Raw genomic sequence first — 14,967 nt, 5'->3', positions numbered from 1 at the left:
AAAGGCAGAACAATGACCAATAAACTCGCCGCTTTGACCCTCTCCACCGCGCTGGTCGCGCTGGCTGGCCCCGCACTCGCCCAATCGCAAGGTGACTGGACCGTTGGTTTCGGTGTCGGCTACCTGGACCCGAAATCCGACAACGGCACTCTGGCAGGCGCGGACGCCACCATTGACGCCGACACCCGCCCGATCTTCACCGCCGAGTATTTCGTCCGTGACAATCTGGGTATCGAACTGCTGGCCGCGACCCCGTTCAAGCACAACATCTCGCTGAACGGCGTCGAGACCTCTTCGGTCAAGCACCTTCCGCCCACCTTGTCGCTGAACTACCACTTCCCGACCAACAGCGCGTGGAAGCCTTATGTTGGTGCCGGTCTGAACTACACCATCTTCTTCGACGAAAGCCTGGACGGTCTTGAAATCGACAACTCGTTCGGTGTCTCGCTGCAGGCCGGTCTGGACTATATGGTCAGCGACGCTGGCGCGATCCGCCTGAACGTGCGCTGGTTCGACATCGACTCGGACGTCAAACTGAACGGTTCCGACATCGGTACAGCCGAAATCGACCCTTACCTGATTGGCGTATCCTACGTCCATCGCTTCTGATCCTTTGATCGAAACGCCCCGCAGTTCCCTCGGCTGCGGGGCGCTTTCTTACCCCAGCATTTCGCTCATCATTTCGCGACCAATCAGCATGCGGCGGATTTCGCTGGTCCCGGCCCCGATCTCCATCAGCTTGGCATCCCGGAAGATCCGGCTGACCGGAGCGTCTGACAGGAACCCGGCCCCGCCCATCGCCTGTACGGCCTGATGCGCCTGCGTCATCGCCGCCTCGGACGCGTATAGACAGCACGCCGCCGCGTCCTGACGAGTCACGTCCCCCCGGTCGCACGCCTTGGCGACCTCGTATACGTAAGCACGGGCCGAGTTCATCGCGGTGTACATGTCCGCGATCTTGCCCTGCATCAGTTGGAACATGCCGATAGGTTTGCCGAACTGTTTGCGCTCGGCCAGATAGGGCATGATTTCATCCAGACATGCGGCCATGATGCCGGTTCCGATCCCGGCCAACACGACTCGTTCGTAGTCGAGCCCGGACATCAGAACGGCAACCCCCTTGCCCTCTTCGCCCAGAACATTCTCGAACGGCACTTCGACATCTTCAAAGATCAACTCGGCGGTGTTGGACCCGCGCATCCCAAGCTTGTCGAAATGGGGCGAGGTCGAGAAACCCGTCATCTCTTTCTCGATCAGAAACGCGGTGATCCCTTTCGATCCCGCATCCGGGTCGGTCTTGGCGTAGACGACCAGAGTATCCGCGTCCGGCCCATTGGTGATCCAATACTTGTTCCCGTTCAGGCGGTAGTGATCATTGCGCTTCTCGGCGCGCAGCTTCATCGACACCACATCCGACCCGGCCGAGGGTTCGGACATCGCCAGCGCGCCCACATGCTCGCCCGAGATCAGGCGCGGCAGGTATTTCTGCTTTTGCTCTTCCGTGCCGTTCAGCTTGATCTGGTTCACGCAGAGGTTCGAATGCGCGCCATAGGACAGCGAGACCGAGGCCGAAGCCCGCGCGATTTCTTCAATCGCGACAGTATGCGCCAGATAGGACATGCCGGCGCCGCCATATTCCTCTGGCACGGTCACGCCCAAAAGGCCCAGCGCACCCATCTCGGTCCAAAGCTCATTGGGGAACGCGTTCGACGCATCGACCTCGGCGGCCATCGGCTTGACCCGTTCCTGCGCCCAACGATGCACCATCTCGCGCAGCGCATTCACGTCTTCGCCCAGATCGAATTGCATACTCGCCATGAACATTGACGCTCTCCTCTCAGCATTAATGAACAAGTGTTCAATAACTGGATACCAGCGAATCTGCGGCGGGTCAATCATTCCGGGCACGCCGGTTCCAACACGCAAAACGCCGCCCGAACCAGGGCGGCGTTTTTCAAATAATCAAGCGTGCGCTGCAGGCGCACTCAATTGGATCACGATTGGTAGACGGCTCCGACTTCGGCCCTGATGATACGGGCGATCAGCTGGCAGTCTTCCAGCGAAAAGGTCAGGGGCACGCGCATATCCATGATCCCCGCCAGAACCCGGTCCGAGGCAGGCATCCGCTCACTCTCAGCATAGCGCCAACTGTCATAACGTGAGGTAAACCCGGTGGGTTCGGCACCGCCGAACCATTTCAACTCCACCCCGCGACTAGCGCAGCGGCTGATCACCTCGGCGATCCGTTCCGGCAGCCAGTCGAGCAGTAGGAACTGGATCGAGGATCCCACATAGGTCTCTGCCTCGGGACGCTCGACCATCGTCAGGCCAGGCGTTCCCCGCAGGCCGTCTTCAATGGCCTGATACCGTTCGTTCCAGCGGCCAACCTGCCGATCCAGATCCCGTAGCTGAGGGCGCAAGATCGCCGCACGCAAGTTGTCCATACGGCCCGACACGTTCGGCGTGGTGTATTTGATCCGCTCAAACACCTCTGGCCCCGGTGCAGCCAGATGCCGCTCGTAGAGCATGTAGGACCCCGACAGCATCGTGGCTTTAGCCGCAAGTTCCTCATCATCGGTAACCAGCAGACCGCCCTCGCCCGAGTTCACATGTTTGTAGGTCTGGCACGAATAACACCCGATGGCCCCTTGCCGACCCGAGAGCTGCCCGCGCCACGCGGCCCCCATCGTATGGGCGCAATCCTCGATCACGACAACACCTGCCGCATCGCAAAGCTGCATCAACCGGTCCATGTCGCACAGATGACCACGCATATGACTGAGCATCAGAACTCGCGCCTTACCCAGCTTGGCCTCCAGATCCTCCAGATCAATGGTCAGGTTTTCGGTCACACCGACAAAAACCGGCCTGGCCCCGACCGAAGCAATCGCCCCCGGTACAGGGGCCAGTGTGAACGCGTTGGTCAAAACCGGCTCGCCGGGCTGCACACCCACGGCCCGCAAGGCAGTCGCCAAAGCATAGCCACCCGACGATACGGCAAGACAATATTTTGCCCCCATCTGGGCCGCGAATTCCTGCTCCAGCAGCGCGGTCTCGCCCAATTCGCCAGGCACGACGTTATAGCGATGAAGACGCCCGTGCCGGAGAACGGCCAGAGCGGCCTCGACCGCCTCGTCCGGGATAGGTTCTTGCTGGGTGAAACTACCAGTGAATGTCTCAGTCATAGGCTAGTTCTGGGGCTCCATCCGGTCCGGGTCAAGGGATCAAGCCGCCGCACCGATCAACTCAGTAACAAGATCGGGCAGATCGTCGAAATGATGCAGCAAGGCCTCAGGTTCCAAAGCGGCCATATCGTCGCCAAAGGGCCCGAAAGTAACCAGAACCGAAGGCACCCCGGCCGCTTTCGCGGTGTTGCGGTCGGTATCGGAATCCCCGATCAGAACGCACAGATCCGGATGCCCACCCGCACGCCGCGCTGCCTCGCGCAGAGGCTCGGGGTCAGGTTTCCGCACCGGTAGAGTGTCTGCGCCGACCAAGGAGGCGAAGTGATCCAGCACACCCATCTGGCTGAGCAATTGATGTGCCAGACGCTCAGGCTTGTTGGTGCAGATGCCAACGCCATAGCCTGCGGTTTTCAGGGCCTCGACCGCCTCCAAAGCACCGGGGTAGAACTGCGTGTGGGTGTCGATGTCCTGCGCGTAGGCTTCAAGCAAAACCGGATAAAACGCATCGACCGTGCCTTCATCATAGGCCCCGACACGCTTCAATCCGTGCGTCAACATCATACGCCCGCCACGTACGGCGATGCCCGCATCCTGCCCGTGAACCAGAACATCTCCATGCCCCATCTCGCGAAAACAATGGTTTGCAGCGGCCAGCAAATCGCCCGACGTATCCGCCAAAGTGCCGTCCAGATCGAAGATGACCGTGCGCATTGCGCCTCCTTGCTCGGCAGGTTTCCGCCATGTCCTGTTGCAATCGGCAATCTTGTTTGATGGCCGAACGGCTTGCGCCTTTGCCCTCAGCGGATAAAACGGACGGCAACAAAACACAAAGAGAAATCGATTTCATGACCACTGCCCTTGTCATCCTTGCCGCCGGGAAAGGCACCAGGATGAATTCGGACATCCCCAAAGTCCTGCACCCGATCGCTCAGGTTCCGATGCTGGTTCACGCCATGCGCACCGGTTCGGTGCTGTCGCCTGAGCGAACCGTGATTGTCACAGGCCACGGGGCCGAAGCCGTCGCCAAGGTCGCGCAGGCCGAGGATGAGACCGCGCAAATCGCCGTGCAAGAGGAACAACTGGGCACCGCCCATGCCGTCGCGCAGGCCCGCGATGCGCTGGAGGGGTTCGATGGCGATGTCGTGGTCCTTTACGGCGACACGCCCTTCCTTCAACCCGACACACTCGAGCGGATGATCGAAGCGCGCGCGCAGAATGATCTGGTCATTCTGGGTTTTGAAGCCGCCGACCCCGCCCGCTATGGCCGCCTGGTGATGAACGGCAACACGTTGGAGCGGATCGTCGAGTTCAAAGATGCCTCGGACAAAGAACGCGCGATCACCTTCTGCAATTCGGGCCTGCTGGCCTGCAACGCGGCAACGCTGATGTCCCTGATTGACGCGGTCGGCAACGACAATGCTTCGGGCGAATACTACCTGACGGATGTGGTCGAAATCGCCCGCTCCCGCGATCTGAGCGTGACCGCGGTTGCCTGTGACGAGGCGCAGACTTTGGGCGTGAACTCGCGCGCAGATCTGGCAGCGGCGGATGCGGTGTTTCAGACCCAAGCACGGGCAGAGTTGCTGGATTTGGGCGTCACACTGATGGCCCCGGAAACGGTCTATCTTGCCGCCGATACGGTGATCGGGCGCGATACGGTGATCGAGCCGAATGTGGTCTTCGGCCCCGGCGTGACCGTCGAAAGCGGCGCAACGATCCGGGCGTTTTCGCATCTGGAAGGCTGCCATGTCAGCCGAGGGGCCATCATAGGCCCCTACGCCCGCTTGCGCCCCGGCGCGGAATTGGCGGAAAACGCGCGCATCGGCAATTTCGTCGAGATCAAGAATGCCGAGATCGCCGAAGGCGCGAAGGTCAATCACCTCAGCTATATCGGAGATGCCGCGGTCGGGGCGGGTTCGAATATCGGGGCAGGCACGATCACCTGCAACTATGACGGCGTGATGAAGCACAGAACCACGATTGGTGAGGGTGTCTTCATCGGCTCCAACACCATGCTGGTGGCCCCGGTGACCGTGGGCGATGGCGCAATGACGGCAACCGGTACAGTCGTGACGAAAAACGTGGAATCCGAGGCGCTGGCTGTCGCGCGCGCCAAGCAGGAGAACAAGCCCGGCTATGCGCGCAAATTGTTTGATATGTTGAAGGCGAAGAAGGCTCGCCGCGATAAAGAGGCCTGAGTTTATGTGTGGAATTGTAGGTGTATTGGGACAGCATGAGGCTGCCCCCATTCTGGTCGAAGCTCTGAAACGGTTGGAATATCGCGGCTATGACAGCGCCGGGATTGCGACCGTCAACGATGGCGCTTTGGGGCGCCGTCGGGCCGTGGGCAAGCTGGTGAACTTGAGCGACCTTCTGGTTCACGATCCCCTGCCCGGCAAATCTGGGATTGGGCACACCCGCTGGGCGACGCATGGCGCGCCCTCGGTCACCAATGCGCACCCGCACAAAGCCGGGCCTGTCGCCGTCGTCCACAACGGCATCGTCGAGAACTACCGCGAGTTGCGCGCCGAACTGGCCGAACACGGCTTGGATTTCGTGACTGAGACCGACACCGAAACCGTTGCCCTGATGGCCGCACATTACCTGGATACCGGCCTGTCCCCAGTCGAGGCGGCTTTCAAGACCATCGACCGGCTAGAGGGCGCATTTGCGCTGGCCTTCCTGTTCGACGGTCAGGACGACCTGATCGTGGCCGCGCGCAAGGGTTCTCCGCTGGCGATCGGTCATGGAGAGGGTGAGATGTATGTGGGTTCGGACGCGATTGCCCTGGCTCCGCTGACCAACAAGATCACCTATCTTGAAGAAGGCGACCGCGCCGTTCTGACCCGCACCTCGCTGGAAATCCGCACCGAAGCCGGTGAACTGGCCAATCGCGAGATGCGCAAGATCAAGCTGGACACGGCCCGAGCCGACAAGGGCGAACACAAGCACTTCATGGCCAAGGAAATCGCCGAGCAACCGGTGGTCGTGGCCGAGGCGATCCGCTCCTACCTGCCCACCGGCGGAGACCGCGTGGTTCTGCCCGAGACCGATCTAGATTTCACCAAGCTTGACCGCCTGACCATGGTCGCCTGTGGCACGGCCTTCTATGCCTGCCTGACAGCGAAGTATTGGTTCGAGCAGCTGGCGAAAATGCCGGTCGAGGTCGATATCGCCAGTGAATTCCGCTATCGCGAACCTCCGATCACTGACCGCACGCTGGCCTTGTTCGTCAGCCAGTCGGGCGAAACCGCCGATACGCTGGCTGCGCTGCGCTATTGCGAGGGTAAGGCGGACAAGATCGTGTCGGTCGTCAATGTTCCCGAAAGCTCGATTGCGCGGGAAAGCGATATCGCTCTGCCCATCCATGCAGGGGTTGAGATCGGTGTTGCCTCGACCAAGGCCTTTACTTGCCAGCTGAGCGTGTTGCTGATGCTGGCGCTGAAAGCTGCGGCAGATCGTGGAACCATGAGTGATGAGGAACTGGCCGATCACGCCGCCGCTCTGCGCGGCTTGCCCTCGGTTCTGAACGCCGCTTTGGATCAGAACCGCGCCATCCGCAAGTCCGCCCAGCGCCTGTCCGAAGCGCGCGACGTGCTGTTCCTGGGCCGTGGTCTGATGTATCCGCTGGCGATGGAAGGCGCGCTAAAATTGAAGGAAATCAGCTATATACACGCCGAAGGTTATGCGTCGGGTGAGTTGAAACACGGCCCCATCGCGCTGATCGACAAGCATATGCCCGTGGTGGTCATGGCCCCGCGCGACGCTGTTTTCGACAAGACCGTCTCGAACATGCAAGAGGTCATGGCGCGCAAGGGCAAGGTGATCCTTGTGTCGGACGATGACGGCATCGTTGAGGCTGGCGATGACGTCTGGAGCACAATCCGCATGCCCCATGTTCACACGAACCTGACCCCAATCCTCTACTCGGTTCCGGCGCAGTTGCTGGCCTATCACACGGCCGTCGCCAAAGGGACGGATGTGGACCAGCCGCGCAACCTCGCGAAATCTGTGACTGTGGAGTAAGACATGGCCAAGCAATTCCCTCATCTGGACGATGCGCATCAGAAATTCATCAATGAGCAGCACATGTTCTTCGTGGGCAGCGCAGGGGTTGAAGGGAGGGTCAATATCTCACCCAAGGGTATGGATTCACTGCGTATTCTGGGGCCAAACCGGATTGTTTGGATGAACCTGACCGGCAGCGGGAATGAGACCGCCGGGCATCTGCTTGAGGTCAACCGCATGACCCTGATGTGGTGTTCCTTCACCACCCGCCCGCTGATCCTGCGCACCTTTGGCGCCGCAAAGACGCTACATGCAGGGGATGACGGATGGGACGAACTGGCAGGTCACTTCCCCAACCACCGCAGCGCGCGGCAGATCTACGACCTCAGCATTGATCTGGTGCAGACCTCATGCGGTTATGCGGTCCCGTTCATGGAGTTCCAGTCAGACCGCGACACAATGCAAAAATGGGTCGACGGCAAATCGGACGGTGATATCCGCGCCTATTGGGTCGAGAAGAACCAGCAGACGATTGACGGCAAACCCACCGGCGTTCCGGTCTAGACCATGCTTGCCCCCTATCTGGATCAGATCAAGGCGCATGCCGATGCCGAGCGCGCGGAACAAGTCGCAGCCTATCACAAGGCCGAGCGCCCCTATCTGGGCGTCGCGGTCCCGGTTCTCAACGATCTGACCAAATCCTGGCGCAAGGAATTGTCGGTTGCTGAGCGCGTCACCCTCGCGGATGCGCTCTGGCAGACCAACATCCATGAGGCGCGCGTCGCGGCCTCCAAACTGCTGACACAAGCGCGGATTCGCCCGGATGAAGATGTCTGGGCCTTGTTGCAAAGCTGGGTGCCCGATTTCGACGCATGGGCCATCGCCGACCACGCCTGCACCGCCATCCAGAAACGCCTGAGCGCCGATCCAGCGCGTCTGGATCAGGTCGAAACATGGACCGGGTCAGACCACATGTGGACCCGCCGCGCCGCTCTGGTCTCGACCCTGCCCTGGACCAAACAGAACCACCCCAAACCTGAAGATCTGGCACGCCGAGATTGCATCCTCGGATGGGCTGCAGGCTATGTGCCCGATCGGAACTGGTTCATTCAGAAATCCATTGCGTGGTGGCTACGGGAACTCTCCAAACATGATCCCAACCGGGTCGTGGCTTTTCTGGAAACGCATGGCGACGCGATGAAACCCTTTGCCCGGCGCGAGGCCGGAAAATACCTGAAGGGTTAGAGCGTTTCGGGTTAGCCTTGTGACACGAATACCCTGCCACGCTTTCAGCGTTCTCGGGACATTCGTGTCACTTGATCATTCAGGTAAAACCCGAAAACGCCTTAGTTCGCGTAGACCTCGACCTCGACCAACTGATCAAACGGCACCAGCAACGCCCGCATGGCATCTAGTGACAAACGGCTGCCACCCGTCTCGGGCCCCGAGGCCGGAACCAGAGTGATGTAAGCCTGCGCCCCGGTTTTCGGCACAACCACCCGCGCGGTCACCTCGGAATCGACCAAGGGTGTCTGCATCCAGCGGCCCGGAGTCGACGGATCGCCCAACCCGGCAATGGTGGTCTTGGCGCCGGTCCAATTCGCCGTCGCAGTTGCAGGCTGGATATAGGCTGAGCTTTCCGCCTCCGCAGGTGCGGTCTCTACAGCAGCAGGCGCTGCCTCGGCCACTTCATCGCGCCCCAACAAACGATCCGTTGTCGAACGTACGGTATCGCACCCGACCAGCAAAACGCAGGATATCACAAGCAGTTCTCTCATACCCCGAACCTACTACCCCTCAGGCAGCTGCACCAGACCAAAGCACAGTTCACCCTTGTCGTGGGCCTGTTCCAGCTTTACCTATACCGCATGACTGCTCCGCTGATTGATCCTTTCGCCCGTGCCATCACGTATCTTCGCGTCTCGGTAACCGACCGCTGCGACTTTCGCTGCGTCTATTGCATGTCCGAGAACATGACCTTTCTGCCCAAGAAAGAGCTGCTGACGCTGGAAGAGCTAGACCGCATGTGTTCCACCTTCGTGAATATGGGCGTTGAGAAACTGCGCATCACCGGTGGTGAGCCGCTCGTGCGTCGCAATATCATGACGTTCTTCAACTCGATGACCCGTCATCTGGAAAGCGGCGCGCTGAAAGAACTGACGCTTACAACCAATGGCTCGCAGCTTGCGCGATTTGCCGATGACCTCTACGCGGCGGGTGTGCGACGGGTGAATATCTCGCTGGACACGCTGGATGAGGATAAATTCGCAGCCGTTACGCGATGGGGACGTCTGAAACAGGTTCTGAACGGGATTGATGCGGCACAAAAGGCGGGCCTGCGGGTCAAGATCAACGCTGTGGCTCTGAAGGGCTTCAACGAACCCGAATTACCCCAGATCACAGAATGGTGCGCCGAGCGCGACATGGACCTGACCTGGATCGAGGTCATGCCAATGGGCGATATCGGCAATGAGGACCGGTTGGACCAGTACTGGTCGCTTAAGGATGTGCGCAAGGAATACGAAAACCACTACAGCGTGACCGATCTGGCCGAACGCTCTGGCGGACCCGCGCGCTATGTAAGGCTTGAGGAAACGGGCCAGAAGATCGGCTTTATCACCCCGCTGTCCCATAATTTCTGCGAAAGCTGCAACCGCGTGCGCCTGACTTGCACCGGTGAGCTTTACATGTGCCTCGGTCAGGAGGACATGGCCGACCTGCGCGCGCCGCTGCGCGATCATCCGGACACGGAAAAACCGCTGGAAGAGGCGATCCGCGCCGCGATCAACCTCAAGCCCAAAGGCCATGACTTCGACTATTCCCGTCAGGCCGTCGATGGCCAGATGAGCCGCCACATGAGCCACACAGGCGGCTGACATGCCCGGCTCTGACGTTCGTCCGACGCTGCTGTACAAGCTGTACTGCGGCGTCACCTCTCTCGCGCAGCCCTTGGCTTGGCGCACCGTGCGCAAAAAGCTGCAGACGGCCGAGGTCCCAAACCAGCGCCAGCAGGAGCGACTGGGCTATGCCAGCCTCGACCGCCCCGCGGGACAATTGATCTGGTTTCACGCCGCCAGCGTCGGCGAAAGCCTTTCGGTTCTCAGCCTGATCCACCGGCTTGGCGAGCGCCTGCCGCAAACCGAGTTCCTGATCACCTCCGGCACGCCCACCTCAGCCGCGCTGATTGCCAAGCGACTGCCCCCTCGCACCCGACATCAGTTTCCTCCCCTGGACAGCGCCGGGCCTGTGCGACGGTTTCTCGACCGTTGGGCCCCAGATGCCGCCATATTCGTAGAAAGCGAGATCTGGCCCCGACTGATCGTTGAAACGGCAAATCGCGGCGCACCTTTGTGCCTTCTGAACGCGCGTTTGTCTGACAAGTCCGTGGCAGGTTGGCAAAAGCGCCCCGATACGGCGCGCTTCATCCTGGACCACTTCGCGCTGTTTCTGACGCAGAACGACAAAACGGCCAAGAACCTGATCGCCATCGGAGCGGACCCACAGCGCGTCCAACCCGGCACCAACCTCAAGGCGATGTCCGACCCGCTGCCGGTGGATCACACCACACTGGCGGATGTACAAGGCCAGATCGGCCGTCGACCCGTCTGGATCGCCAGCTCGACCCATGCAGGCGAAGAGGAAACGGTTCTGGCCGCCCATACCGCATTGCTAAAGCACTACCCAGACTTGCTGTTGCTACTTATACCGCGACACCCCGAACGGCGCGAGGAGGTGGCGGCCCTCCTGACCAAAGCCAAACTCACATCGGTCTTCCGAACCAAAAGCGACCCGATCACCCATGAGACTCAGGTCTACGTGGCCGATACCCTCGGCGAAACCGGCACATGGTACGCGCTTTGCCCGATTGTCTTTCTCGGCGGGTCTCTGAAAGAGATCGGCGGCCACAACCCGTTCGAACCCGCGCAAGCCGGTGCTGCCGTCATAACCGGTCCGGGCTACTTCAATTTTGCCGAAACTTTCGCACCCCTGATCGAAACCGGCGGGGCCGTTCAGGTTGAAACGGCCGAAGATCTGGAGAAAGCCGTCAACACCTGGCTATCCAACGACGCGGCCCTGACCCAAGCCCGCAACTCCACCCGCGCCTGCGTCACAACCCAAAAAGACGCGCTGCAAAACGTGATCGAAACGCTCTGCACCACACTCGGCCTAGAGCCGAAGGATCCTTCTTCATCTGGCTGAAAACATCCCGGGGGTGTGGGGGCAGAGCCCCCACCCTCTCCATCAGGCCGCAGGCATCCGCTGTTCGACAATCTCGGCCCACCAGCTGCACCCGGCTGGAATGGCCTCATCGTTGAAATTGTACTCGGGGTGATGGACCATGGCCGTGTCGCCATTGCCCACCAGTATATAGGCCCCAGGACGTTCCTCCAACATAAAGGCAAAATCCTCTCCGCCCATGACCAGAGGGGCCTCTTCGCAACCACCCGACACCGATCGCGCGACGTCGGCCGCAAACTCGGTCTGCTCGTCGCTGTTCACCATCACCGGATAGCCTCGAATGTAGGTCACGTCAGCAGTGCCGCCAAAGGTCGCCGCTACGCCGCTGCAGATCTCGTTGATCCGCTTCTCGGCCAGATCACGCATGTCCTTGCTCATGGTGCGCACGGTGCCTTTGATCTGAACTGATTGCGGGATCACGTTGAAGGCCTTCGACGAGGTCTCGAACGAGGTAACCGACACAACCACCTGATCAACCGGGTCCGCATTGCGGGACGCTATCGTTTGCAGCGCCAGCACCGCCTGCGCCGTCATCACGGTGGTATCGACCGTCTCCTGCGGTTTGGCGGCATGACCGCCGCGCCCCTCAAACGTGATGTCAAACTGGTCGGTCGCCGCAAAGAACGACCCCGGACGGATCGAGAAACTCCCGACCGGTTTACCCGGCCAGTTGTGCATCCCGTAGACCTCCTGAATATTCCAGCGGTCCATCATGCCGTCTTCACACATTTCGCGACCGCCGCCGCCACCTTCTTCGGCGGGCTGGAAGATCACTACGACCGTGCCGTCGAAATTGCGGGTTTCCGACAGGTACTTTGCCGCCCCAAGCAGCATCGCGGTATGACCATCATGGCCGCAAGCGTGCATCGCGCCCGGCGTTTTCGAGGCATAGTCCAGCCCCGTCGCCTCAAGGATCGGCAGAGCGTCCATGTCCGCACGCAGACCGATCACCTTGCCTTTGCTGTCCGACTTGCCCTTGATCACACCGACAACGCCTGTGCGGCCAATACCGGTGACGACCTCATCGCAGCCGAACTCTTTCAGCTTTTCGGCCACCAGAGCGCTGGTGCGGTGGGTTTCAAACAGGATTTCGGGGTTCTCGTGCAGGTCGCGTCGCCAAGTTGTGATCTCGTCCTGCAGTTCCGCAAAGCGGTTTTTGACTGGCATATCTTGTCTCTCCTAAATCATTCGGCCGGCATCCGGCGTTCGACCATCTCAGCGAACCAGCTGCAGCCGGCAGGTATGGCGTCATCATCGAAATTGTATTCCGGGTGGTGACACATGGCGGTGTCTCCGTTCCCTAGAAAGATGTAGGCTCCGGGCCGTTCTTCAAGCATGTAGGCGAAATCTTCCGACGGCATGATCGGATCGGTGCCATCGTTCACCTTTCCGGCCACGGCTGCGGCGGCCTCCGCGGCATAGCTGGTCTCGGCTTCTGAGTTTACCGTCACCGGATAGCCCGGCGTCCATTCTACCTTCGCGGACGCGTCAAAGGCCGAGGCCGTATCTTCGGCAATCCGGCGAACACGCTGTTCCGCGATCGCGCGGTACTCGGGGTCAAGCGTTCGAACTGTTCCTTTCAGACGGACCGTATGCGCAATCACGTTTGAGGCCACGCTGTCCGTCTCGAACGTACCCACGGTCAGAACAACCCGTTTGATCGGATCGACGGTGCGGGCCACAACGGATTGCAAGGACACAACAATATGCGAGGCTACAAGCGTTGTATCCACGGCCTCATGCGGGGCTGCCGCGTGGCCACCCTTGCCGGTGACGGTAATCTCGAACTCATCCGACGAGGCTAGCAGGGCTCCGGGCCGGATCGCAAATTCACCAACCGGCAGGCCGGGCATGTTGTGCATGCCGTAGACTTCCTGAATGCCCCAGCGCTCCATCAACCCGTCCTGACACATGGCGAGACCTCCGGCGCCGCCCTCCTCGGCCGGTTGAAAGATCAGCACGGCGGTGCCATCGAAATTCCGCGTCTCGGCCAGATACTGCGCAGCCCCAAGCAGCATCGAGGTATGCCCGTCATGCCCACAAGCATGCATCTTACCCGGAACGGTCGAGGCATAGTCCAGCCCCGTCGCCTCTTCGATCGGCAGGGCGTCCATATCTGCCCGCAATCCAATCACCCGACCCTTGGTATCCGAGCGGCCCTTGATTACGGCCACAACGCCTGTCTTGCCGACACCCTCGGTGATTTCATCGACACCGAAGGCCTTCAAACGCTCCACAACAAAACCGGCGGTCTCGTGAACGTCATACATCAGCTCAGGATGCGCATGCAGATGGCGGCGCCACTTTGTGATCTCTGCCTGCATTTCGGCAAGTCTGTTTTTCACCGGCATTTTGGACCTCCTCGGGATCAGGTAGACAGTTTCTCGACCAGCCGCTGCATGAATGCATGGCCCGCTTCGAACTGCGCGACCGAGATGAACTCGTTCGGTTGATGTGCCTGCGCAATGTTACCGGGGCCGCAAATGACTGCGGAATAACCTGCTTCCTGAAACTGCCCCGCCTCGGTGCCATAGCTGACCACGTGGCTAGCATTGTCGCCGGTCAGGGCGCGTACCAGAGCTTCGGCCTCACCATCCTTTTCGGGAACCAAACCGGGGATCGAGAAATTCTCGGAGATTTCGATCCGCGCTTCGGGGTGGACGGCCTGCATCCGCGCCTCGACCGCGCGCACCTGTTCGAAATAGGCATCGCGCCATGCGGCTTTGCTTTCATCCGGAACGGTGCGGAAATCCAGCATGAAGTGGCAATCCTTGGCCGTGATGTTATGCGCAGTGCCGCCTTCGATCATGCCTACATGGACAGTAGTCCAAGGCGGATCGAACACCGCAGCGGTTCCGCTGGGCGTGGCCGCCTGATTGCGGGTGTTCTGTTCATTCGCCCAATTGATCAGCGGCGCGGCCTCCATGATGGCATTCACGCCTGTGTGCATGATCGAGCTATGAACCTCGAACCCGACCATATGCGTGTCATAGCCGAAACCGCCCTTGTGGCCGGTGACGGCCTGCATTGTCGAAGGCTCGCCCACGATTACGGCCGAGCCTTTTGGCAGCACTTTGTTCATCGCCTCGATCATTGGCGGAGCGCCCGTGCATCCAACCTCTTCATCGAAGCTCAGCGCCAGTTGCAAGGGGCGCTTGAGGCCTGCATCGCGCGCCTCGACCAGTGCCCAGATCGCGAGCGCGTCAAAACCCTTCATGTCGCAGGTGCCGCGTCCGTAATACTTGCCGTCCTTCTCAGTGACATTGAACGGATCCGTGTCCCAAGGCTGACCGTCAACCGGAACGACATCGGTGTGACCCGAGAGGACAACGCCCCCCTCTTCCCACGGGCCGACATGAGCAAAGATCGCCGCCTTGTGCGGCTGATCCGGGTCCGGCCAGCGATGGGCCTCGATACCGTGTTCGTTCAGGTAACCTTCGACCCAGTCCACCAACGGCAAGTTTGTGTCACGGCTTACAGTCGGGAATGAGATCAACTTGGTCATGATCTCAAGCGGCGTCAGACGCTGTGGCAT

Annotated in this window: 14 protein-coding genes; 7 read left to right on the top strand and 7 right to left on the bottom strand. The window is 60.3% G+C overall.

Going from position 1 to position 14,967, the window contains the following annotated elements; all coding sequences use genetic code 11:
• The first annotated feature begins 12 nt into the window (after positions 1–12).
• The gene (locus tag J7394_RS00520; RefSeq protein WP_209250239.1) at positions 13–609 is read left to right on the top strand and encodes an OmpW family protein; all 597 of its coding nucleotides are present in this window, start codon (positions 13–15) and stop codon (positions 607–609) included.
• Between the two features lie 48 nt (positions 610–657).
• Here the strand turns inward: J7394_RS00520 and J7394_RS00515 are convergent, their stop codons facing one another.
• From J7394_RS00515 to J7394_RS00505, 3 genes are all read right to left on the bottom strand, one after another.
• Complete coding sequence (locus J7394_RS00515; protein ID WP_209250237.1) at positions 658–1,824, bottom strand: isovaleryl-CoA dehydrogenase; 1,167 nt, start codon at positions 1,822–1,824, stop codon at positions 658–660.
• Between the two features lie 170 nt (positions 1,825–1,994).
• Complete coding sequence (locus J7394_RS00510) at positions 1,995–3,185, bottom strand: DegT/DnrJ/EryC1/StrS aminotransferase family protein (RefSeq protein WP_209250235.1); 1,191 nt, start codon at positions 3,183–3,185, stop codon at positions 1,995–1,997.
• Between the two features lie 39 nt (positions 3,186–3,224).
• On the bottom strand, positions 3,225–3,896 hold the full coding sequence (locus J7394_RS00505; protein ID WP_209250233.1) for an HAD-IA family hydrolase: 672 nt from the start codon (positions 3,894–3,896) through the stop codon (positions 3,225–3,227).
• A gap of 134 nt (positions 3,897–4,030) precedes the next feature.
• On the opposite strand from J7394_RS00505, the gene glmU reads away from it, so the two are divergent.
• Genes glmU through J7394_RS00485 form a run of 4 tightly spaced genes read left to right on the top strand, consistent with a single transcriptional unit; the run spans position 4,031 to position 8,438 of the window.
• Entirely contained in the window at positions 4,031–5,383 is a 1,353-nt protein-coding gene (glmU, locus tag J7394_RS00500) for a bifunctional UDP-N-acetylglucosamine diphosphorylase/glucosamine-1-phosphate N-acetyltransferase GlmU (RefSeq protein ID WP_209250231.1), read from the top strand.
• 4 nt (positions 5,384–5,387) lie between these two features.
• The gene (gene glmS / locus J7394_RS00495) at positions 5,388–7,211 is read left to right on the top strand and encodes a glutamine--fructose-6-phosphate transaminase (isomerizing) (protein ID WP_209250229.1); all 1,824 of its coding nucleotides are present in this window, start codon (positions 5,388–5,390) and stop codon (positions 7,209–7,211) included.
• Positions 7,212–7,214: 3 nt separating this feature from the next.
• The gene (locus J7394_RS00490) at positions 7,215–7,757 is read left to right on the top strand and encodes a pyridoxamine 5'-phosphate oxidase family protein (RefSeq protein ID WP_209250227.1); all 543 of its coding nucleotides are present in this window, start codon (positions 7,215–7,217) and stop codon (positions 7,755–7,757) included.
• A 3-nt stretch (positions 7,758–7,760) separates the two neighbouring features.
• Entirely contained in the window at positions 7,761–8,438 is a 678-nt protein-coding gene (locus J7394_RS00485; protein WP_209250226.1) for a DNA alkylation repair protein, read from the top strand.
• 101 nt (positions 8,439–8,539) lie between these two features.
• Here the strand turns inward: J7394_RS00485 and J7394_RS00480 are convergent, their stop codons facing one another.
• A complete protein-coding gene (locus J7394_RS00480; protein WP_209250225.1) occupies positions 8,540–8,971 on the bottom strand; it encodes a hypothetical protein in 432 nt (143 codons plus the stop codon).
• Between the two features lie 90 nt (positions 8,972–9,061).
• On the opposite strand from J7394_RS00480, the gene moaA reads away from it, so the two are divergent.
• Both moaA and J7394_RS00470 read left to right on the top strand, forming a co-directional pair.
• Positions 9,062–10,069: a GTP 3',8-cyclase MoaA gene (gene moaA / locus J7394_RS00475; protein WP_170467931.1), complete on the top strand. Its 1,008-nt coding sequence runs from the start codon at positions 9,062–9,064 to the stop codon at positions 10,067–10,069.
• A gap of 1 nt (position 10,070) precedes the next feature.
• A complete protein-coding gene (locus J7394_RS00470; protein ID WP_209250224.1) occupies positions 10,071–11,393 on the top strand; it encodes a 3-deoxy-D-manno-octulosonic acid transferase in 1,323 nt (440 codons plus the stop codon).
• A gap of 42 nt (positions 11,394–11,435) precedes the next feature.
• Here J7394_RS00470 and J7394_RS00465 read toward each other — a convergent pair whose 3' ends face one another.
• The 3 genes from J7394_RS00465 to argE are packed head-to-tail and all read right to left on the bottom strand — an operon-like array spanning position 11,436 to position 14,967.
• The gene (locus tag J7394_RS00465; RefSeq protein WP_209250223.1) at positions 11,436–12,599 is read right to left on the bottom strand and encodes a M20 aminoacylase family protein; all 1,164 of its coding nucleotides are present in this window, start codon (positions 12,597–12,599) and stop codon (positions 11,436–11,438) included.
• 17 nt (positions 12,600–12,616) lie between these two features.
• Positions 12,617–13,783 carry a M20 aminoacylase family protein gene (locus tag J7394_RS00460; protein ID WP_209250222.1) on the bottom strand — a complete coding sequence of 389 codons (1,167 nt, stop codon included), beginning with the start codon at positions 13,781–13,783 and terminating at the stop codon, positions 12,617–12,619.
• A 17-nt stretch (positions 13,784–13,800) separates the two neighbouring features.
• Complete coding sequence (argE, locus tag J7394_RS00455) at positions 13,801–14,967, bottom strand: acetylornithine deacetylase (protein WP_209250221.1); 1,167 nt, start codon at positions 14,965–14,967, stop codon at positions 13,801–13,803.

This window comes from Ruegeria sp. R13_0 (assembly GCF_017743995.1).
Lineage (GTDB): Bacteria > Pseudomonadota > Alphaproteobacteria > Rhodobacterales > Rhodobacteraceae > Ruegeria.
The sequence above is the reverse complement of the archived record's forward strand: the minus strand, read 5'-3'. Positions and strand labels throughout refer to the sequence as shown.

Coding starts and splice junctions, on each gene's coding strand:
- argE (WP_209250221.1), bottom strand. CDS start 14,967: ATGCCACAGCGTCTGACGCCGCTTGAGATCATGACCAAGTTGATCTCA.
- glmS (WP_209250229.1), top strand. CDS start 5,388: ATGTGTGGAATTGTAGGTGTATTGGGACAGCATGAGGCTGCCCCCATT.
- J7394_RS00505 (WP_209250233.1), bottom strand. CDS start 3,896: ATGCGCACGGTCATCTTCGATCTGGACGGCACTTTGGCGGATACGTCG.
- J7394_RS00470 (WP_209250224.1), top strand. CDS start 10,071: ATGCCCGGCTCTGACGTTCGTCCGACGCTGCTGTACAAGCTGTACTGC.
- moaA (WP_170467931.1), top strand. CDS start 9,062: ATGACTGCTCCGCTGATTGATCCTTTCGCCCGTGCCATCACGTATCTT.
- glmU (WP_209250231.1), top strand. CDS start 4,031: ATGACCACTGCCCTTGTCATCCTTGCCGCCGGGAAAGGCACCAGGATG.
- J7394_RS00515 (WP_209250237.1), bottom strand. CDS start 1,824: ATGTTCATGGCGAGTATGCAATTCGATCTGGGCGAAGACGTGAATGCG.
- J7394_RS00490 (WP_209250227.1), top strand. CDS start 7,215: ATGGCCAAGCAATTCCCTCATCTGGACGATGCGCATCAGAAATTCATC.
- J7394_RS00460 (WP_209250222.1), bottom strand. CDS start 13,783: ATGCCGGTGAAAAACAGACTTGCCGAAATGCAGGCAGAGATCACAAAG.
- J7394_RS00465 (WP_209250223.1), bottom strand. CDS start 12,599: ATGCCAGTCAAAAACCGCTTTGCGGAACTGCAGGACGAGATCACAACT.
- J7394_RS00520 (WP_209250239.1), top strand. CDS start 13: ATGACCAATAAACTCGCCGCTTTGACCCTCTCCACCGCGCTGGTCGCG.
- J7394_RS00510 (WP_209250235.1), bottom strand. CDS start 3,185: ATGACTGAGACATTCACTGGTAGTTTCACCCAGCAAGAACCTATCCCG.
- J7394_RS00480 (WP_209250225.1), bottom strand. CDS start 8,971: ATGAGAGAACTGCTTGTGATATCCTGCGTTTTGCTGGTCGGGTGCGAT.
- J7394_RS00485 (WP_209250226.1), top strand. CDS start 7,761: ATGCTTGCCCCCTATCTGGATCAGATCAAGGCGCATGCCGATGCCGAG.